This is a genomic window from Olivibacter sp. CPCC 100613, assembly GCF_036959255.1.
Lineage (GTDB): Bacteria > Bacteroidota > Bacteroidia > Sphingobacteriales > Sphingobacteriaceae > Olivibacter.
This window is the reverse complement of the sequence record NZ_JAWMTI010000001.1, coordinates 1,253,910-1,272,429: the sequence shown is the minus strand read 5'-3', so window position 1 is coordinate 1,272,429 and position 18,520 is coordinate 1,253,910. Positions and strand designations below refer to the sequence as shown.

The 18,520-nt window shown below is 41.0% G+C and carries 20 protein-coding genes; all 20 read right to left on the bottom strand.

Annotation, left to right across the window (positions count from 1 at the left end):
• Nucleotides 1-17 precede the first annotated feature (17 nt).
• Nucleotides 18-1,931, bottom strand: coding sequence for an NADH-quinone oxidoreductase subunit L (gene nuoL, locus RYH73_RS05150; protein ID WP_335312318.1), 1,914 nt, complete (start codon nt 1,929-1,931; stop codon nt 18-20).
• Between the two features lie 101 nt (nt 1,932-2,032).
• The gene (nuoK, locus tag RYH73_RS05145; RefSeq protein WP_335312317.1) at nt 2,033-2,362 is read right to left on the bottom strand and encodes an NADH-quinone oxidoreductase subunit NuoK; all 330 of its coding nucleotides are present in this window, start codon (nt 2,360-2,362) and stop codon (nt 2,033-2,035) included.
• Nucleotides 2,362-2,859 (bottom strand): NADH-quinone oxidoreductase subunit J family protein, encoded by a 498-nt coding sequence (locus tag RYH73_RS05140; protein WP_335312316.1) that lies wholly within the window; start codon nt 2,857-2,859, stop codon nt 2,362-2,364. The genes nuoK and RYH73_RS05140 overlap by 1 nt, the downstream gene beginning before the upstream one ends.
• Nucleotides 2,860-2,896: 37 nt before the next feature.
• The gene (locus tag RYH73_RS05135; protein ID WP_335312315.1) at nt 2,897-3,406 is read right to left on the bottom strand and encodes a NuoI/complex I 23 kDa subunit family protein; all 510 of its coding nucleotides are present in this window, start codon (nt 3,404-3,406) and stop codon (nt 2,897-2,899) included.
• Between the two features lie 36 nt (nt 3,407-3,442).
• Nucleotides 3,443-4,480 (bottom strand): NADH-quinone oxidoreductase subunit NuoH, encoded by a 1,038-nt coding sequence (gene nuoH, locus RYH73_RS05130; protein WP_335312314.1) that lies wholly within the window; start codon nt 4,478-4,480, stop codon nt 3,443-3,445.
• A 56-nt stretch (nt 4,481-4,536) separates the two neighbouring features.
• Nucleotides 4,537-5,547 carry a 2Fe-2S iron-sulfur cluster-binding protein gene (locus RYH73_RS05125; protein ID WP_335312313.1) on the bottom strand — a complete coding sequence of 337 codons (1,011 nt, stop codon included), beginning with the start codon at nt 5,545-5,547 and terminating at the stop codon, nt 4,537-4,539.
• A gap of 62 nt (nt 5,548-5,609) precedes the next feature.
• Nucleotides 5,610-6,962 (bottom strand): NADH-quinone oxidoreductase subunit NuoF, encoded by a 1,353-nt coding sequence (gene nuoF / locus RYH73_RS05120; RefSeq protein ID WP_335312312.1) that lies wholly within the window; start codon nt 6,960-6,962, stop codon nt 5,610-5,612.
• Between the two features lie 147 nt (nt 6,963-7,109).
• Complete coding sequence (locus tag RYH73_RS05115; RefSeq protein WP_335312311.1) at nt 7,110-7,622, bottom strand: NADH-quinone oxidoreductase subunit NuoE family protein; 513 nt, start codon at nt 7,620-7,622, stop codon at nt 7,110-7,112.
• On the bottom strand, nt 7,615-8,850 hold the full coding sequence (locus tag RYH73_RS05110; protein ID WP_335312310.1) for an NADH-quinone oxidoreductase subunit D: 1,236 nt from the start codon (nt 8,848-8,850) through the stop codon (nt 7,615-7,617). The genes RYH73_RS05115 and RYH73_RS05110 overlap by 8 nt, the downstream gene beginning before the upstream one ends.
• Before the next feature lie 5 nt (nt 8,851-8,855).
• A complete protein-coding gene (locus RYH73_RS05105) occupies nt 8,856-9,359 on the bottom strand; it encodes an NADH-quinone oxidoreductase subunit C (RefSeq protein WP_335312309.1) in 504 nt (167 codons plus the stop codon).
• Nucleotides 9,352-9,903: an NADH-quinone oxidoreductase subunit B gene (locus RYH73_RS05100; protein WP_335312308.1), complete on the bottom strand. Its 552-nt coding sequence runs from the start codon at nt 9,901-9,903 to the stop codon at nt 9,352-9,354. The genes RYH73_RS05105 and RYH73_RS05100 overlap by 8 nt, the downstream gene beginning before the upstream one ends.
• A 151-nt stretch (nt 9,904-10,054) precedes the next feature.
• Complete coding sequence (locus tag RYH73_RS05095) at nt 10,055-10,432, bottom strand: NADH-quinone oxidoreductase subunit A (RefSeq protein ID WP_335312307.1); 378 nt, start codon at nt 10,430-10,432, stop codon at nt 10,055-10,057.
• Nucleotides 10,433-10,572: 140 nt separating this feature from the next.
• Nucleotides 10,573-12,318, bottom strand: coding sequence for a tetratricopeptide repeat protein (locus RYH73_RS05090; RefSeq protein WP_335312306.1), 1,746 nt, complete (start codon nt 12,316-12,318; stop codon nt 10,573-10,575).
• 38 nt (nt 12,319-12,356) lie between these two features.
• Complete coding sequence (locus tag RYH73_RS05085) at nt 12,357-13,274, bottom strand: PstS family phosphate ABC transporter substrate-binding protein (RefSeq protein ID WP_335312305.1); 918 nt, start codon at nt 13,272-13,274, stop codon at nt 12,357-12,359.
• A gap of 294 nt (nt 13,275-13,568) precedes the next feature.
• On the bottom strand, nt 13,569-14,396 hold the full coding sequence (locus RYH73_RS05080) for an energy transducer TonB (RefSeq protein ID WP_335312304.1): 828 nt from the start codon (nt 14,394-14,396) through the stop codon (nt 13,569-13,571).
• A gap of 30 nt (nt 14,397-14,426) precedes the next feature.
• Nucleotides 14,427-14,933 carry an ExbD/TolR family protein gene (locus RYH73_RS05075; RefSeq protein ID WP_335312303.1) on the bottom strand — a complete coding sequence of 169 codons (507 nt, stop codon included), beginning with the start codon at nt 14,931-14,933 and terminating at the stop codon, nt 14,427-14,429.
• A gap of 19 nt (nt 14,934-14,952) precedes the next feature.
• Nucleotides 14,953-15,585: an ExbD/TolR family protein gene (locus tag RYH73_RS05070; protein WP_335312302.1), complete on the bottom strand. Its 633-nt coding sequence runs from the start codon at nt 15,583-15,585 to the stop codon at nt 14,953-14,955.
• A 100-nt stretch (nt 15,586-15,685) separates the two neighbouring features.
• Nucleotides 15,686-16,516, bottom strand: coding sequence for a MotA/TolQ/ExbB proton channel family protein (locus tag RYH73_RS05065; RefSeq protein WP_335312301.1), 831 nt, complete (start codon nt 16,514-16,516; stop codon nt 15,686-15,688).
• 545 nt (nt 16,517-17,061) lie between these two features.
• Nucleotides 17,062-17,409 carry a translation initiation factor gene (locus tag RYH73_RS05060; RefSeq protein WP_335312300.1) on the bottom strand — a complete coding sequence of 116 codons (348 nt, stop codon included), beginning with the start codon at nt 17,407-17,409 and terminating at the stop codon, nt 17,062-17,064.
• 24 nt (nt 17,410-17,433) lie between these two features.
• The gene (locus tag RYH73_RS05055; RefSeq protein ID WP_335312299.1) at nt 17,434-18,309 is read right to left on the bottom strand and encodes a diacylglycerol/lipid kinase family protein; all 876 of its coding nucleotides are present in this window, start codon (nt 18,307-18,309) and stop codon (nt 17,434-17,436) included.
• Nucleotides 18,310-18,520: the final 211 nt, after the last annotated feature.

Genomic DNA, 18,520 nt, shown 5'->3' with positions numbered 1-18,520 from the left:
TTCTTTACCTTATCAGATTAAATTATAAATAAACCGTAAGCCAATACGGCAATAATGCCGATCACCATATAAAAAATATAATAGCCCACATTACCTTGTTGCAGTAACCTTAACAAAGTCCCTGCTTGTGACGCACCATTCCCTAGGTAATTGACAAAACCATCAATGAGTTTCCTATCAATTGTATAAAAAAGGCTCGAAAGACCATTTAATGGTCGAGTAACGATACGATCATAGAGTTCATCAATATAAAATTTGCGATACGATAATCGCTCCAATGCGCCTCGATTCTCATGATCGGCTACCGGCAAAGTCGCTTTTTTTACATAAGCAACGTAAGCATAGCCCGCCATTGCAAGCGCGGCAATACTCGAAATCGCCATTAATATATATTCCGTTGTATGTGATAAATGCCCACTTATATTTTTAGCCGCAGAAGCAGCAAAAACAGGTTGTAAAAAACCAGCAAGCCCGGCATGTCCGCCCAATGCTTCCGGTATATTCAAAAAGCCACCACAAAAAGAGAGTACGGCCAATACGATCAGCGGCAACGTCATCACCATAGGCGATTCATGAAGGTGTCTCTCTTGATCAAAAGTACCTCTGAACTTACCATAGAAAGTAAGGAAGAGCATTCTAAACATATAAAAAGCAGTGAACAGCGCACCTATAAATCCACCGAGCCATAAAATTTTATGATGCGCGAAGGTCTGCGCTAAGATTTCGTCTTTAGAGAAAAATCCAGCGAGCGGAGGTATACCGGCAATTGCAATAGTGCCGATCAGCATCGTAAGAAAAGTTATAGGCAATTTCTTTTTTAGGCCACCCATCGATCGCATATCTTGTTCATTACTCATGGCATGGATGACTGAACCCGCTCCCAGAAATAATAAGGCTTTAAAAAAAGCATGCGTAATCACATGGAAGAACGCCCCTGTGAAGGCTCCTACTCCTAAGCCTAAAAACATATATCCCAATTGAGAGACTGTTGAATAAGCCAAAACCTTTTTAATATCATTCTGTGTAACAGCAATAAATGCGGCCAATAACGCGGTCAACAAACCGACGATCGCAATGACCTCCATTGTAACCGGTGATAAGGTAAAGAGAATGTTAGATCGTGCGATTAGATAGATCCCGGCAGTTACCATGGTTGCCGCGTGTATCAATGCTGAAACAGGTGTAGGACCAGCCATGGCGTCGGGCAACCAAGTAAACAAAGGTATTTGCGCCGATTTACCGGTAGCGGCGATAAAGAGTAAGAATGAAATTAAGAGCAGCGCGGAATCACCTACCGGAAATGCGGCAGCTTTTGGTAAAACATCCTTAAATTCGAGCGATCCAAAGGTATGAAATAAGAGAAAGATCGCCAGCAAAAAGCCCAAGTCTCCAATTCGGTTCATAACGAAGGCTTTTTTAGCAGCACTGGCATAATCTGCATGTCGGTACCAGAAACCGATCAGTAAATAAGAGCATAAACCTACACCCTCCCATCCGATAAACATCACGACATAATTGGATCCTAAAACCAGCAATAACATAAAAAAGATAAAGAGATTTAGGTAGGCGAAGAACTTACCGTATCCTGCATCGTGTTTCATATACCCCGTTGAATACAAATGGATTAGAAAACCAACACCGGTAATAATCAGTAACATAATAGCACTCAACGGATCAACCAAAAAAGACAGTGATATATGCAGATCACCTGCGCTGATCCAGTCAAAGATCGTTTGTGAAAAAGCCGCTTCGTCCCCACTTTGCCTCGCAGTATAAACCACGCCAAAGACATTGCAACTTAATAAAAAGGACGCCAAAATGGTTCCACACCCAATAAATGAGATGATCGACTTTCCTAGGCTATTCCTGCCTAATCCATTTAATACGAACCCAATTAAAGGTAAAAGAACGATCCAAATTAATCCAGTCATACGATATTTATGTTAGCTAATACGTCTTAGGAATAGCTTATTTTTGTTCAAAATTAGATTTAAATTTTAGATTGATCCCAGCTTATCATAATCCTTACACCTTACCACTTCAACTTATTAAGCGAATTGATATCAATCGATTTGGTATTTCGATATACCATCACAATGATCGCAAGTCCAACCGCAACCTCCGCGGCTGCAAGTGCCATCACAAAAAACACAAATACCTGTCCCGAAGCATCACCATGATAGGCCGAAAAAGCGGCTAACAAAAGATTTACTGCATTCAGCATCAGCTCGATAGACATCATAATAATAATCACATTTCTGCGGGTAAGCACACCGATTACACCAATAGAAAACACAATACTACTTAGTAATATATAGTGATTCAACGGTATCCCCTGTAAGTCTTTTACTATTGTTTCCATTATATACTTTTTTGTTCTTTCTTTGCGAGTAAGACCGCACCCACCATCGCCGTAAGCAGTAACAAAGACGAAATTTCAAAGGGTAATAAAAACTCACTAAACAACACTTTTCCCAAATTGCTAACAAGACCTATATCCGGACTTTTAAGGACTAAAGGATTGGATACTTCTATGACGCGTATGGACCCCGCAATCGTGACCAATAAGCACATCCCTGCAACAGCCCCCATCACCTTAACTAAAACCGATTTCATAGGCTCCGTTTCTTTATTCAGGTTCAAAAGCATCAATACAAATAGAAAAAGCACCATGATCGCTCCCATATATACGATAAAGTTCACGACCGCCAAAAACTGCGCATTTAACAAAATATAGTGCACCGTGAAAGTGAAAAAAGTAATTACCAAATACAGTACACTATGAACCGGATTTTTGGTAATGATCACCATCAACGAGAAGAAAATGGAAAGAAAGGCTACAAAATAAAATAAGCTCACAATCTAAAGTTTATATGTTATCTGTTTTAATTAACACTTATTTCAAGGAAAGAAGATCAAAACGTTCCTCAACGAGTTTGTCTTTACCGTAGATAAAATCTTTCCGTAGATAATCCGCCGGTACATGTGGACCATCTAAATAAATGGCCTCCTTTGGGCATGCTTCTTCACATAATCCGCAAAAGATACATCGCAGCATATTGATTTCATATACGGCTGCGTATTTTTCCTCCCGATATAGATTTTCTTCTCCTTTCTTTCTTTCAGCAGAGATCATGGTAATTGCCTCCGCAGGGCAAGAGAGCGCGCATAAACCACAAGCCGTACACCTTTCTCTTCCTTCTTCATCGCGTTTTAATGAATGCATTCCTCGATAATTTTTCGAATAGGGACGCTCTACTTCCGGATAAGATACGGTGGCTTTTTTTCTAAAGAAATGCCTTATGGTAACGCGCATCCCTTTTAAAATAGCAGGAAGATACATCCGCTCCCAGAAATTCATCGGTTTCTGCTCTAAAACTTTTTTTCTATTACTTAGAGGTTCCATCTTTTCTATATTAAGCCTATGCTCGTTCAATACCTATTACCAATAGGTATCTTTAATTAGCGTTATAATACCTGTCAATACGATATTTGCAATTGCCAAGGGAATCAGAATCTTCCATCCCAAATTCATCAACTGATCATAACGGAAACGAGGCAGCGTCCACCGGATCCACATAAAAAAGAAGATGAAGGCAAATATTTTCAGAAAGAATACGAGAACACCAATAATGGTGATCCAATTTTGCGATAGCCCTAAATCATGCATAAAGGGAAAGTTATACCCACCAAAATAAAGAGCCGACATGACTGCAGATGAAACGAACATATTGATATATTCGGAAAACATGTAGAGTCCCAATTTCATCGATGAATATTCGGTATGATATCCACCAACAAGTTCCGTTTCACATTCCGGCAAATCAAAGGGTACACGATTACATTCCGCGAAGGCACAGGTCACAAAAATAAGGAAACCTAAAGGCTGTACCCATATATTCCAATTTACAAAACCGCTTTGCTGTGCCACAATTTCTTTTAAAGAAAGCGTTTGAGTTACCATTAAGAGTGCAATAATGGAAAGTCCCATAGCCACTTCATAACTTATGCTTTGAGAAGCAGCCCTAATGGCACCCATCAAAGAGAATTTATTATTAGAAGCCCATCCTCCCAGCATAATACCGTAAACGCCTAAAGCAATAACACCAAAAATGTAGAGAATTCCAACATTTACGTCAGCTACTTGCAAATCGATTACCCGATCTCCGATTTGCAGGCTTTGACCCCACGGTATCACTGCGCTGCTTATACAGGCCGTTATGATAGCGATCGTCGGTCCCGCAATGAAAAGTCCTTTGTGTGCACCGGCAGGAATGATCTCTTCTTTAAAAAAGAACTTTCCACCATCAGCCAAAGGTTGCAGAATACCGAAGGGGCCTGCACGGTCCGGGCCTTTACGATCTTGCATAAAACCGGCCACTTTCCGTTCGGCCAAGGTGGAATACATAGCGATGACGAGCGTTAGTACAAACACAACGACGATCAGTATTAATTTCTCTATTATAAATGCGGCTTCCATTAAAAATCAAATTCTAATCTGTTTATCAACATGGTACTTATCATTTACATTAAACATTAAAGTCGAACAGATCGTTCAAACTGATGTTTATTGGCTTCTTGCAGCTTATGATTCTCTTTTACAACTGGCAGTGGTTTGATTGTCTCATAATGGTTTGCTGAAATTACCGAGGTGTGTTCTATTTTCCGAGGACCCTCAATAACCCAATCCGCCGTATGCTTTTTATCAAAACGACAGGTATTACAGATGAAATCCTCCACTTCACCATACTGATCTTTTCGGGCGGTTACTCGAAGCACTTCCGTTCCCTTATACCAAAGGGTAACTTTACCGGAACAATCCGGGCAATCGCGATGCGCATCCACCGGTTTCGTAAACCATACCCTATTCTTAAATCGGAAGGTTTTATCAGTTAAAGCGCCTACTGGACAAACATCAATTACATTTCCCGAAAAATTATTGTCGATTGCCTTTTCAATATAAGTTGATATTTCAGCGGCATCCCCTCTTCCCAAAATACCATGTACTCTTTTATTCGTTAGCTGATCCGCAACAAAAACACAACGGTAACATAAGATACAGCGCGTCATGTGCAACTGAATTTTATCTCCTATATCAATTCGCTCAAAGGTTCTTCTTTCAAATTCATAACGGGTGGCCGCGGCACCGTGCTCAAAACCCAGATCCTGCAAATGGCATTCGCCTGCCTGATCGCAAATAGGGCAATCCAAAGGATGGTTAATTAACAGCATCTCAACCACCCCTTTTCGAGCTTCAAGTACTTCATTTGAGGTTATATTTTGAACTTCCATACCGTCCATGACTGTGGTACGGCAAGAGGCAACCAATTTAGGCATAGGTCTTGGATCCTTCTCGGAACCTTTACTTACTTTTACCAAGCAAGTTCTACATTTCCCACCACTTCCTTGCAACTTGGAATAATAACACATGGCAGGGGGAACAATTTCCCCTCCAATCTGTCGTGCTGCATTCAGGATCGTTGTTCCCGGTGTTACTTCAACCGTAATACCGTCAATACTCACTTTTATTTTTTCGTTATCAGCCATATATTTAGTTATTAGCTGTGAATTATTCGTTATTAAAAGCCATCAACCGCTTACCTTTACCTTTATCCTGCTACCGTCAAGGGGTCAGCATAATGCGCTAATCCATAATTTCCGATCTGCGCTTCATCACGATGTGTTATGTGCCATTCAAATTCGTCTCTGAAATGACGAATAGCACTTGCTACCGGCCATGCCGCTGCGTCGCCCAACGGACAGATGGTGTTTCCTTCTATCTTTTTGGAAACATCCACCAGCAGGTCGATATCACTCATTTTGCCATGCCCATATTCGAGTCGATGCAACACCTTTTCCATCCAGCCTGTCCCCTCTCTACAGGGAGAACATTGTCCACAACTTTCGTGGTGATAAAAGCGTGCAAAATTCCAGGTGTTGCGTACAATACATTGATCTTCATCGAAGACAATAAAGCCTCCGGACCCGAGCATTGTTCCCGTAGCAAAACCACCATCAGCCAAAGACTCATAGGTCATCAGTCTATTTTCACCTTTTGCCGTTTTTAATATCAAGTTAGCCGGAAGAATTGGAACGGAAGAGCCTCCGGCCACCACCGCCTTTAGGCGCTTCCCGTTGGCAATACCTCCACAATATTCATCTGAATAGATAAACTCCTCTACAGGCAGCCCCAGCTCGATTTCATATACTCCCGGTTTATTAATATTACCCGATGCCGATATCAATTTCGTCCCGGTGCTCCTTTCGATACCAATTTTGGCATATTCTTCTCCTCCTATATTCAATATAGGTACGGTCGCAGCGATCGACTCTACATTGTTGACAACAGTAGGACAGTTATATAAACCGGCCACGGCTGGAAAAGGCGGTTTAATACGTGGATTACCTCGTTTCCCTTCCAAAGACTCCAACAGTGCCGTTTCTTCGCCACATATATAGGCGCCTCCGCCCGGTTGTACATATAATTCCAGGTTATATCCTGTGCCCAAAATATTGGCACCCAAAAAACCAGCGGCTTTAGCTTCTTCAATGGCCTTTTCGAGAATACGAATTTGAGGCATCATCTCACCTCTTACATAGATGTAAGATGTATTAGCTCCTAATGCATAACTAGCAACGATCATTCCTTCTATAAGTGCATGTGGGATATACGTCATTAGATACCGATCCTTAAAGGTACCGGGTTCGGATTCGTCGGCATTGCATACCAAATACCGAGGCACGCCCTCCGGTTTAGCCAAGAAGCTCCATTTCATCCCCGTTGGAAAACCCGCTCCCCCACGTCCTCTCAAGCCTGACTTTTTCACCTCTTCCACCACATCTTCCGGGCTCATTGTTTTCAAAGCCTTTTCAACAGCCAGATATCCCCCTTTTTGGCGATAAACCTCGAATGTGTTTATTCCAGGTACCTGAACATGCTCTAATAATAATTTCCGTGCCATTACATTTAGTCTTTAGCTATTCGTATGGTTATTCGTTGTTAGTTATTCGTTGTTGGTGTAATCGGTGGTTAGCGTTCAGTTTCATACAAAACAGCTCATTCTTTTAACACTTTGTTCTATCCTCAAACACCTTACACCTTATTTTACTTACTTGCGCTTTAATTCTTCGATTAGCTGATCAACACTGTCTTCCGTGAGGTTCTCGTAATAAGTATAATTCGGTCCGATTTGCAGAACAGGTCCCATTCCACAAGCCGCAACGCACTCAATACCTCTCCAGCTAAATAGACCATCCGGCGTCACTTCATTTTCTTTCACACCCAATCTATTTTCAATATGCTTCATAATACGTTCAGCACCTACTAAACAGCAGGGGCCTGTACGACAGACCTCCAACATATACTTACCCTGCGGTTGCAGGAAAAACATCGTATAGAAGGTAGCCACCTCGTATACTTCTATCGGTTCTATCTGTAAATAAGCTGCAACTTTATCCATTGCGTCTACACTTAACCAACCGAACTCAGCCTGTACCAAGTGAAGCACCGGTAGCAGAGCCGATTTTTGCCTACCCTCAGGGTATCTTTTTACGATCTCATCAAACTTTGCAATCAACGCAGCTTGAAATTCTACGGGTTCGCTCTTCTTTACACTAAGCATCTAGTTCTCCTGCTATAACGTTTAAACTACTCATGTTAATAATGGCATCAGAAAGCAACATACCGCTACTCATAGGTGCGTACATCTGATAATTAATGAAAGATGGCCGTCTAAAGTGTAATCTGTAAGGCGACCGACCTCCGTCACTGATCAAATAAAAACCGAGCTCGCCATTTGCACCTTCTACAGCATGATACACCTCCGTTTTCGGTGTATCAATTTCACCCATCACGATTTTAAAGTGATAAATGAGTGCCTCCATATTATTATATACCTGCTCCTTTGGAGGTAAATAAAATTCAGGAACATCAGCATGAAAGATACCTTTAGGCTCCTTCTCAATTTTGTCCAAAGCCTGTTCAATGATGCGAATACTTTGTCGCATTTCCTCATTGCGTACCATATAGCGGTCATACACATCCCCATTTTCTCCCACAGGTATATCGAAATCAAACTCCTCATAAGAAGAATAAGGTTCATTCGCGCGCACATCATAATCAACACCCGTTGCTCGCAAGATAGGACCGCTCCAGCTGTAACTTAGCGCCGTCTCCGGATCAACAGCAGCCACACCCGAAGTGCGATCTATAAATATTCTATTTCGATTAAATAAATCTTCGAATTCTGCCAGTACAGGAGGATATCTTTTTACAAATTGTTTGATCTTGGAAAAGGCAGTTTCATTAAAATCGCGTTCGAAACCACCTATACGACCAATATTGGTCGTTAATCGGGCACCGCAAATTTCTTCGAATATTTCGTAGATAAATTCACGTTCCTGCATTACATAGAGAAAACCGGAAAAGGCCCCAGTATCCACCCCTAATATGCCATTGCAAATAATATGGTCGGCTATACGCGCGAGCTCCATGATAATTACCCGCATATACTGCACACGTTTTGGAATATCGATCCCCAGCAACTTCTCTACCGTCATATGCCATCCCATATTATTAATGGGAGAAGAACAATAGTTAAGACGATCGGTCAGCGGCGTAATCTGATAATAGGGTCGATGTTCTGCAATTTTTTCAAAAGCTCTATGGATATAGCCGATGGTTGAAACACCGCTTACAATACGTTCGCCATCTACTTGCAATACATTTTGAAAGACACCATGTGTTGCAGGATGCGTAGGCCCCAAATTCAGGGTGACCAAGTCATCTTGTGGATCGTTGTCCTCAAAAATGAGGTGATTTGTCGTTAATTTCGGTCGCAGTCCACTCATAATGATTATCTACCAAAGAAAAAGTCTTTTTTATCTACTCTATTTGGATCTTCCAATGGATACTCTTTTCGCATGGGAAACACTTCCATTTCATCTACGTTAAGGATTCTACGTAGATCGGGGTGTCCTTGGAATAGCACACCAAAAAAATCGTAAGTTTCGCGTTCCATCCAATTCGCCCCATTCCATATTGAAGTAGCGGACGGTATTTCTGGCCTATTCCCATCCAGAAACACCTTGATTCGAATTCTACGATTATTTACCAAGCTATGTACATGATATACCACGGCGATGCTAAGCGCTTGCTCCGGATAGTGGACAGCGGTAATGTCCGTCAGGTAAATAAACTGTAAATCTTTATGGGTTTTTAAGAAAGCAAGTACTTCTAAAATCTTCTCCTTAGCGGTTGTTATGCTTAATAAACCGAATGGTTCTTCCACACCGCTGATCTCCTCTCCAAATGCTTCCCGTAAATATCCTATAAGTGTTTCGTTTTCTAGTTTAGCCATTTTTATGTATTCCGTAACTTTCCAATAGGGCTTTATATTCCTCTGTCTCTCGTCGGCGAACTGATTCCGTTCGAACAATTTCCTGTAAGCGCATTACACCATCCAAGATGGCTTCCGGTCTCGGAGGACATCCAGGGACGTATACATCCACAGGAATAACCTCATCGATCCCCTGCAAAACAGAATAGGTATCAAAGATGCCGCCACTGGAGGCGCAAGCACCAACGGCAATTACCCAACGAGGTTCCGCCATTTGAATATAGACTTGCTTCAATACAGGGCCCATTTTTTTTGCAATGGTCCCCATTACCAAGAGCATATCAGATTGGCGAGGTGAAAAACTGGGACGCTCAGCACCAAAACGAGCAAGATCATAGGTCGCCCCCATAGTGGCCATAAATTCTATTCCACAACAAGAAGTAGCAAATGGTAAAGGCCATAGAGAGTTTGCGCGGGCAAGCCCAACAGCTTTATCGAGCGTAGTGGCGAAAAAACCTGACCCTGTCACTCCCGGAGGAGCTGGGGCTAATTTTATATCACTCATAATTCAAAGGTATTAAATGCCAACCGGTCATGGCATTATTCATCACAAAATGCCACTGCTTTTAAAAGCAGGTATGCTCAAATTTAATAATTTAATAGGTTAGCTGCACAAATTGCGGGTATTTAGAATCGTTCTAATGAACGGACGACTTTTAATCCCATTCGAGTGCTCTTTTCTTGAGCACATAAATAAAACCCAGTAATAATAAGCCCATAAAGATGAACATTTCGATAAGCCCTTCTATGCCCAGGGACCGGAAATTAACGGCCCAAGGATACATAAAAATAACCTCCACATCAAAAATCACGAAAAGGATGGCCACCATAAAATATTTAATAGAGACAGGTTGACGGGCATTACCAATTACCTTAATTCCCGATTCAAAGGAACTCAATTTGTTATCCGTGCGCAATTTAGGCCCGATAAGATGTGTACCAATAATAGTAGTTACGCCGAAGCCTATCGCGACGAACATTTGTAGCAAGATCGGTAAGTAATCAATGGGCGTACTGTTTGTAGCGGCTTCCATAGTTTATGTTTAGTTAGTGTCTGTTTATGGTACAAACATAAATTTTACTTCTTAGATTATCAACTTATTACTCAAGATTTTGCTCAAAAAAAAAGCGCCTGCTAAGATAAGCAGGCGCTTTTTCTAAACTTTTTTAACCTTTACTTTTGTTGAGCTGAAGGTTGATTAGCAGCAGGTTTCAATTGCTCTAATGTTTGCTTCGCATACTCATCATTTGGATTTACCGATAATGATTTCTCCAATAAATCGCGCGCACCTTGGTAATCTTCCTTGTTCACCAAGTCAGCAGCAACCACGTCGTATGCCTCTGAAAGACTTCTCTTTACGTTTGCAGTTTGCGCTTCTGCTCCTTTTGCTTCCACCACTTCGATATACTTCTTAAAGGTTTCAACACCCAAACCTTTTGGATTTTCAGGATCGTCCAGCAATCTTTCTGACCTTGCTTTGAACAAGAATCCTTCGGCCATATCCGGCGCAACTTCATTCACTTTTGTAAAAGCGCTTATTGCATCTTCCAAAATACTTTTAGAAGGGTTTTTTTGTGCCTGGTAAGCCATGGCATAGTTAAAGTATTGTGCATAACCCCAGTAGAACACATCGTAATTATATGTTTTCGATTTTGGAGCTTGTGCAGCCGCTTTAAACAAAGCACCTGCTAACTCAAAACGTTTTGCATCAAATGTTTCTTTTGCTTCTGCGCTAACATCCTCGGCCGTTTTCCATGTAGTGTCCGCTTGAACTGCTTTTGTTAAATTCGCAATCCCTTGAGCCAATAGCGTCGTGTCGGTTGCTTTGGTGGTATCACTTGCAATCCTAATTTCGGAGAGCCCTAAGAAATAATAATCCTGTGGAATCTCCCGATTATCTTCAACTTTAGAAAGGAAATCTGTCAATGCCTTTTGGCTAGACGGATAATTTCCATTCTCATAAGCAGCATAACCTAAATAACGCAAGATACGCGGATTTACCTTATCCAATTTGGCCATTTCATTCGCTTGTTCCTCTAGGTTTTTATAATCCCTTGCTTTGATCATAAAGTCGGCATAACGCATACGTGAATCCAATGAATAGTCGGTTAGATCCATGTATTGTTTATAAGCCTTTAACGCCTCTTGAATACGACTGTTATAATCCTCCGACTTCGTAGCGAATTGCGCATAAGCATTATACGTTTCTGCGAGCTCTCTATAAGCAGGGGCATAATCCGCATGCTCTTGGATAATTGTGTTTAAATCCTGAATCGCTTCCGGAAACGCACGTGCTTGCTTAGAGATAATGGTCATTTGTACACGAGCACGCGTAAAGGTATTGTCCAAGTCATAGGCGTCACGATAATTCGTATAGGCATTACTTGCATCGCCCATACCGAAATAAGCATCTCCTAAAGAAGACGGAATCAAGGCATCCTTTTGATTGGCTTCTTTTGCTTTTTCCAAGTAAGGCAGTGCTTTCTTATAATCCGGATTTTCCAAATTAGGATTCATATAAGCACGGCCTACGTATAAATTTTCCAGGTAATCTTTCTTCTTTGTTTTCTCTGTAGCTTCTGTAAATAGCTTTTCAGCTTCAGCTCCATTGCCTTGCGCGAGCGCTACAGCACCCAATCCTACTTTATTTAAGTTGTCTTTGGGGTCAGCTTCAAGCCCTTGTTGAAAGAAGGTCTTTGCCGAATCAGGATAATTAGTTACCAAATAGACATCTCCAAGATAAAAATAGTTCTCGGCATCCTTCGGTTTGTTCTGAACTAAATTCTTTAAAATTGACTTAGCTTTCGCGTATTGCTCTGCATCGATTGCTACCTGTGCATCTTGCAGACTTTGTGCATAAGAAGCCCCGGAAGCTATGAAAGCAATCGCAAGACCTACACTTGCTGCTCTTCTTATCATTTTCATTGTTCTTTTTAATTTATTTAAAGTCTAATATACTAATTTCTTATTATTATTTCCCTTGGTGGGATACTATCGGGCAATAGGCCGGACTTCAAAATAAGTCTTTGTCCCCGTTCGCCATACAAGAAAGAAGAAAAGCCTAAGCCAATCGCTTCCTTTCCTTGCACATTGATGCAGTACAAAGACCTGGTGAAAGGATACAAATTTAACGCCAAATTCGACTGCGTTGGTTTATAATATCCATCATCACCTGGCTTTCCTTGCTGATTCTTAACACCAAGCACTTTTATATGCTCGGTAAGAGGTGCCAACTCCGCCTCCGGTTGCGTAATCCAATTAATCCCCAAAACACCTACGCTTTGTGGATTTTCGTTCACATATTTCAATATCTCGCGATTACTTTTAAGCGCGTAGACACCCTGATCAGGTAATTTGTCTACACCTGCCAAATTTCTAAAATAAGCAACCGTACTTGAATTGGCATTGTCAAACACCAATGCCTTTACCTTAGCTACCGTTTGTCCCTTCATGATCTGAATGATATCATTCGCATCGATCGTTGAATCAGGGTTACTTTTATTGGCAATAATAGCAATCGCATCGGTAGCAAAACGTACGGTTTTGGGATATATTGTCTTTGACTTGAAAAATTCTGCTTCCTTTTCTGTCAGCTCACGGGTTATTATAGCCAGTTGAGCCGAATCCTTCAACAAAGCGCGGACCACTTCATTTTCCGATTTTGCAATCATGGTCAATTCTGCGTTCGTATAACTACTTTCAAACACATCAATCTGATCCTCTATAATAGGCGCAATAGTTTCATCAACCAGTACATTTGCACGGCCGGTAAGGATCCCTTGCGTGTCCTTTGTCGGTGCATTGTTACATGCAACGAAAGAGATCGCTACGATCGATATTAATACTACACACAGAATAATGCGGATATTTTTCATGGTTAGGCATTGATTAGGGAAACGACATTCCGGTACAGCTTTTTTCAGCCTCCTCTTCCTATTCGTTGGTTCTGCCAGAGTCTTGCAAATCTTAAAAAAGAGTAAACAATAAGCAATAAACCGAACAAAATACGATACGTTCTATCGAGGCTCAGCGGAAAATCTTTCCAAAAAATAATGATCAATCCAAGCACAAAATAGAACCCAAACATACAAAGTCCTAAAATGGACAGAAATCGCTTTGCGGGCGATTTCTGTCTATCATTACTTTTATTGGTACGTTCAAGCATGAAATTACATTCCTTGAAGGTTCAATTTAATAGGCAGCGAGTAAGATACACGTACCGGGCGCCCATTCTGAATACCGGGTTTCCATTTTGGCGAAGATTTCAATAATCTAACGGCCTCTTCACCTGTACCGTATTTCAAATCGCGCAATACTTTAATATCGGTCAGCGATCCATCCCTTTCTACCACGAACGATACGTGAATGGATCCGCTCACACCTTGTTCTTTTGCCATCTGCGGATATCTATAATTTGCTCCAACCCATTTATAGAAAGCTGGTAACCCTCCCGGAAACGAAGGCTGTACTTCCACAGCATTAAAGTCCATAATACCCGAACCTTCCTCCGTTACCTGGGCGTCTTTTGGCCCTTCACCTACCGGCATATCAATACGTATATCAGCAGTAGGATCTCCAGCAATCGTTTTTGGCCCTGGATCAGCCTTCTTCAACTCTTCAACAGTTGGGGGCTCTTCATCACGCACCTGTTCAGCCGGAACCACTTTAGGTGGCGGCATCCGAACCTGATCCACACGTGGAGGAGGAGGTTCAACAGGTGGCGGTGGAGGAGGAGCTTCCTCGTTTACCGGAGGTGGTTCTGACAGAACCACTTCTGTTTCAATCACTTCTTCCGGTGCCTCTTCTTGTTCACCTCGAATCGCCTTGATGATCATAGGCGATGTTACCAAGCCTACAAACAATATAGTACCTATGAGTAATGCTCGTGAGGTATATTTAGGCGAAATGGTGCGCAAGTCATAAGCGCCATACGCTTTATTGCGTCCTGCGAAGACTACATCAAGCCATTGCGGTTTAAATATATCTAATTTAGACATTCTTATTTCATTTTTTGGGATAACCCTTTGTTAATAAATTCCCTCACGTTTAAGCAATTCAACCTCTGGAGTACTAATATCACCGATCATATATTGTTGTGCATTAATGATCTTCATTTCATCCAGTATATCTACTAAGTTTCGGTAGTTAGAATTGTCGCTTGGTCTGATAATAACAATGAGCGGTTTTCCCGTCGCTGCTTGTACATCTTTCATCTTCTTCAACAGGACGGGTCTGATTCCATTCTTACCATAATCTACTACTGTTGGACCGTCAATTGGCTTTTCCAATTGGCCCATATAGTACTCGATTTTATCCTTTGCGCCCAATAAGATGGTCATTGATCTATTATCAGCAACTTCCAGATTATCATCTTTGTTTTCCTTATCCTTATCTGGCATGGCCACATCCATCGCGTGCGGTTTAGCCAAACTGGTCGTTAACATGAAGAAGGTAATCAGAAGGAACGCTAAGTCAACCATGGGTGTTAAATCCACCCGGGGCATCTGTTTACCACCGGTATTTAATTCTGCCATTTCTTAATATTTTTAATGATTATTTACCGTAATCCTCCGTTCTAAGGTTAGTTACCAGACTAAACTTATTGATCTTTTGTCCCTGGAGAATATCTATCACCTTCTTAACAGCAGGGTATTGTTCTTTAGCGTCACCTTTTATAGCTACGCGCATTTCCGCATTATTAATTTCTTTTGTTGCGTAACGAGCGGCTATAATCCATTCATGTAACTCAGAAGGGCTGTTTCCTACAGAATCTGTTGGAATACCCGGTTGCAGACCCGTTCTGTTTCGCTCCGCATTATCCATCGCAATAATTTGCTTTAGATTTTTGAAAGGAACGCCGAAGCCTTCCATCAGCGAAAATCTTTCTTTTTCTTTTTGCGAGAAACCGACGCTATATTTTTCAGACATTCTTTCCAGCATACGTACTCTTACGTTCGGACCGGCAACACCGAAGAACACCTTACCATCTCCTCCCACGGTAATTGTACCCAAGTTTGCATCCGGAACTTTAATCTGCACCGTTGATGCGGGGGTATCTACCGGTAAAGGCTCTGGTTGGCGAGCTGTTGCGGTAAGAATAAAGAACGTAAGCAGCAGGAATGACACGTCACACATCGCCGTCATATCAATGGTTGTGCTCGCCCTTTTTACTTTAATCTTTGGCATCTCTTTACGTTTATAAGTAAAATAAAAAACTAGTTTCTAATGTAGTGATGCAAATTCCATAACCTTTCCATAAACCGTTATGAAATTTTTCACTCTTTTTTTATTTATGCTTAGACGCGTAAGTTTGAACGATTGAGAAACCTGCTTCATCAATAGAGTAAGTCAATTTATCTATTTTAGAAGTAAACACATTGTACATGATTACAGCGATGGTAGAAGTAAAGATACCGGTTGCGGTATTGATAAGTGCTTCCGAAATACCATTTGCCAACTGCGCTTGGTCAGGAGCACCACCAGTTGCCAAAGCCGCGAACGCCTTGATCATACCTGTTACTGTTCCTAATAGACCTGTCAGTGTACCGATGGAAACTAAAGTAGCGATAACGGTTAGGTTTTTCTCCAACATAGGCATTTCCAATGCTGTAGCCTCTTCAATTTCTTTTTGGATCGCTAATACAGAGTGCTCAGTATCTAAAGTTGAATCAACAGAAGCTTCTTTGTATTTGTACAAACCGGATTTAATTACGTTCGCTACAGATCCTTGTTGTTTATCACACTCAGCGATAGCTGCATCTATATTTCCTGCAGAAAGAAAGCCTTGTACTTTTGATACGAAAGCATCTACATTTCCTTTTCCAGCTGCTCTGCTAATTACAAAGAAACGCTCGAACGAGAAAACGATCACCATCAATAATAGACCTAATAGTACCGGTACGATGTAACCCGCTTTGTAAACCATTGCAAAATAGTTCCCTGGCATAGGCTCGCCTTCCGGATCCCCTCCTTGGAAGTTTCCTGGATCTCCCATCACAAATTTCCATACCAATGCGCCTATGATAAGGCAGATAATAATTGCCAGACTTGCAAATACGTTAGAACCTTTTGAGCTGCTCTCTTTTTTAGCCGGGGTTGGTTTTGGTGCGTTTGCCATTTTCTTGATTTTTTAGTTTTTAGTTTTTATGGATTAATTTTTAATTGTACAAAACACTTTGCCGTTTTTCTTATTCGTCAAAAAGGCAAAAGCAAATTTATAATTTTAGATTTAAAAACAAATTTATGCAATATTAACTTTTAAATATCTCTCCTTCCAACGTGCAACAGCGGCATCAACGCCAAAAAAGAGCTCTACTGTGTCACTGCCCTCATTTTCGAAGACAATATTTTACAATAAAAACTATTTTTTTTTGTAATTGCAAATAAATGACATAAAAAAAACGTCGATTCCGGCATCTATTCGTTAATATTGTGCATTTGAATGTGTCATTATCACACCTTTCTAAATACGGTTAATTTATTCTCTTCCAACAGCCTAAACTAAGTGTAAAAAGAACACTATGTCTTCGGTTTTTTCTCACCTAATCTCAAATGTAAAATTTAAATAGCGTTTAAGTGTTTTCAGACGAAATTGTAAACGTTGGCAGTAAGGTAATATTGTGTTTTTAGGCAAATTATTTCAAAAAAAGTTCTTATTTCTTCCTAGGCACCTATTAGTTTAACTTTATAGCCCTCAGCACTTAAGATTTCGCCGATTTTCTTTCTAAAATCACCCTGAATAATAATCTCTCCGTCTTTGGTTGCTCCTCCCACCCCACATCGTTGTTTTAACAGCCGGCCTAAAGTCGCCAAATCTTCGTCTTTTCCAACAAAACCAGTAATCAGCGTTACCGCCTTCCCAGCGCGTTGCTTTTTATCCAATTGAATACGCAATTGCTGTTTGCCGGGAGGTAAAGTTTCCAACGCAAAAGATTCTTCTTCCGGATAATTATAGTTATTATCGGTTGAATAGACAATTCCGTCAAACTGTTTCCTTTTTTGTTTAGCCATAATGCGGTTCTTTAAAGCCTTTTGCTAACATACAACATTTAAAGAAGAAGGCAAAACTTCTATAGACAAGTTTTTATCGAGTGTTAAAGGTTCCCCATCTAGATGCACCGGACCTTTACGTGGTCGTTCGATCAGAATCTGTTTTCCTTTAATAATCTCGACATAATCTGATTGATGCGCTGTTCTACTGAATAGGTGATAAATCATTACAGGGAACTGGATTAACGGAAATTGCTTAATAATACATACATCCAGTAAACCATCATCAACCGATGCGCCCGGTGCTATGTAAGCATTGTTTCCATACTGAGGAGAATTGGCGATACTAATCATGAACGCTTCGCGCTGTATTTTTTTTCCATCGATGCAAATGGTGTACTCCTGGGGCTTATATCGACTAATTTCTTTCAGTACAATCTTCAAATAACCTACCGGACCGCGCGTCATGTTTTCTGCGAAGCGATCACTGATAAGCGCGTCAAAGCCCATTCCTGCAACATTAAAAAAAGCTTTCCCGTTAATCAGACCGCTATCAATCGTAATAATATTTCCCTTATTTATTTTTGCAATGGCTTGCGATACCTCAGAAGAAATCCCTAAATAACGTGCTAAGCCATTTCCTGAACCTTCCGGTACAATAGCCAATGGCGTCGTTGTGTTTAGCAATTCCTTCGCGATTTCATTGATTGTACCGTCGCCGCCAACAGCGACCACTAAATCCACTTGCTCGCGAACAGCTTGCTTGGTTAGCTCTGATGCATGCTTCGCTCTTTCTGTAATCGTAAAACTTGCGTCAAAAAGCTCATCGTTCAGGTATTTTCTGGCCAGTCTTTCAAACCCTTTCTTACTCTTCCCCCCTGATATTGGATTGATTAGAAATTGGATACGTTTTTTTGTCATTTAACAAGCTCACCTATTCATCTACAAATGTAATAAAACACATATGAATTATGACATGAACAACACCAAAAGTGTAAGGAGTTCTTGCCCGACGGCAATAATTAGATTGTATGCCCTAAAAAACAGGCTAAGCATGAAAGTTGTATCCCTAAAAAATACTTCTCTTCTAGTTCCTTTTATATTATCAAAATGAATTGTACTTTTGCAGGGT

What these genes read in the sequence shown, in the direction of transcription:
- nuoL (WP_335312318.1), bottom strand. Translation starts at nt 1,931, where the DNA reads ATGACTGGATTAATTTGGATCGTTCTTTTACCTTTAATTGGGTTCGTA.
- nuoK (WP_335312317.1), bottom strand. Translation starts at nt 2,362, where the DNA reads ATGGAAACAATAGTAAAAGACTTACAGGGGATACCGTTGAATCACTAT.
- RYH73_RS05135 (WP_335312315.1), bottom strand. Translation starts at nt 3,406, where the DNA reads ATGGAACCTCTAAGTAATAGAAAAAAAGTTTTAGAGCAGAAACCGATG.
- nuoH (WP_335312314.1), bottom strand. Translation starts at nt 4,480, where the DNA reads ATGGAAGCCGCATTTATAATAGAGAAATTAATACTGATCGTCGTTGTG.
- RYH73_RS05125 (WP_335312313.1), bottom strand. Translation starts at nt 5,547, where the DNA reads ATGGCTGATAACGAAAAAATAAAAGTGAGTATTGACGGTATTACGGTT.
- nuoF (WP_335312312.1), bottom strand. Translation starts at nt 6,962, where the DNA reads ATGGCACGGAAATTATTATTAGAGCATGTTCAGGTACCTGGAATAAAC.
- RYH73_RS05115 (WP_335312311.1), bottom strand. Translation starts at nt 7,622, where the DNA reads ATGCTTAGTGTAAAGAAGAGCGAACCCGTAGAATTTCAAGCTGCGTTG.
- RYH73_RS05110 (WP_335312310.1), bottom strand. Translation starts at nt 8,850, where the DNA reads ATGAGTGGACTGCGACCGAAATTAACGACAAATCACCTCATTTTTGAG.
- RYH73_RS05105 (WP_335312309.1), bottom strand. Translation starts at nt 9,359, where the DNA reads ATGGCTAAACTAGAAAACGAAACACTTATAGGATATTTACGGGAAGCA.
- RYH73_RS05100 (WP_335312308.1), bottom strand. Translation starts at nt 9,903, where the DNA reads ATGAGTGATATAAAATTAGCCCCAGCTCCTCCGGGAGTGACAGGGTCA.
- RYH73_RS05095 (WP_335312307.1), bottom strand. Translation starts at nt 10,432, where the DNA reads ATGGAAGCCGCTACAAACAGTACGCCCATTGATTACTTACCGATCTTG.
- RYH73_RS05090 (WP_335312306.1), bottom strand. Translation starts at nt 12,318, where the DNA reads ATGATAAGAAGAGCAGCAAGTGTAGGTCTTGCGATTGCTTTCATAGCT.
- RYH73_RS05085 (WP_335312305.1), bottom strand. Translation starts at nt 13,274, where the DNA reads ATGAAAAATATCCGCATTATTCTGTGTGTAGTATTAATATCGATCGTA.
- RYH73_RS05080 (WP_335312304.1), bottom strand. Translation starts at nt 14,396, where the DNA reads ATGTCTAAATTAGATATATTTAAACCGCAATGGCTTGATGTAGTCTTC.
- RYH73_RS05075 (WP_335312303.1), bottom strand. Translation starts at nt 14,933, where the DNA reads ATGGCAGAATTAAATACCGGTGGTAAACAGATGCCCCGGGTGGATTTA.
- RYH73_RS05070 (WP_335312302.1), bottom strand. Translation starts at nt 15,585, where the DNA reads ATGCCAAAGATTAAAGTAAAAAGGGCGAGCACAACCATTGATATGACG.
- RYH73_RS05065 (WP_335312301.1), bottom strand. Translation starts at nt 16,516, where the DNA reads ATGGCAAACGCACCAAAACCAACCCCGGCTAAAAAAGAGAGCAGCTCA.
- RYH73_RS05060 (WP_335312300.1), bottom strand. Translation starts at nt 17,409, where the DNA reads ATGGCTAAACAAAAAAGGAAACAGTTTGACGGAATTGTCTATTCAACC.
- RYH73_RS05055 (WP_335312299.1), bottom strand. Translation starts at nt 18,309, where the DNA reads ATGACAAAAAAACGTATCCAATTTCTAATCAATCCAATATCAGGGGGG.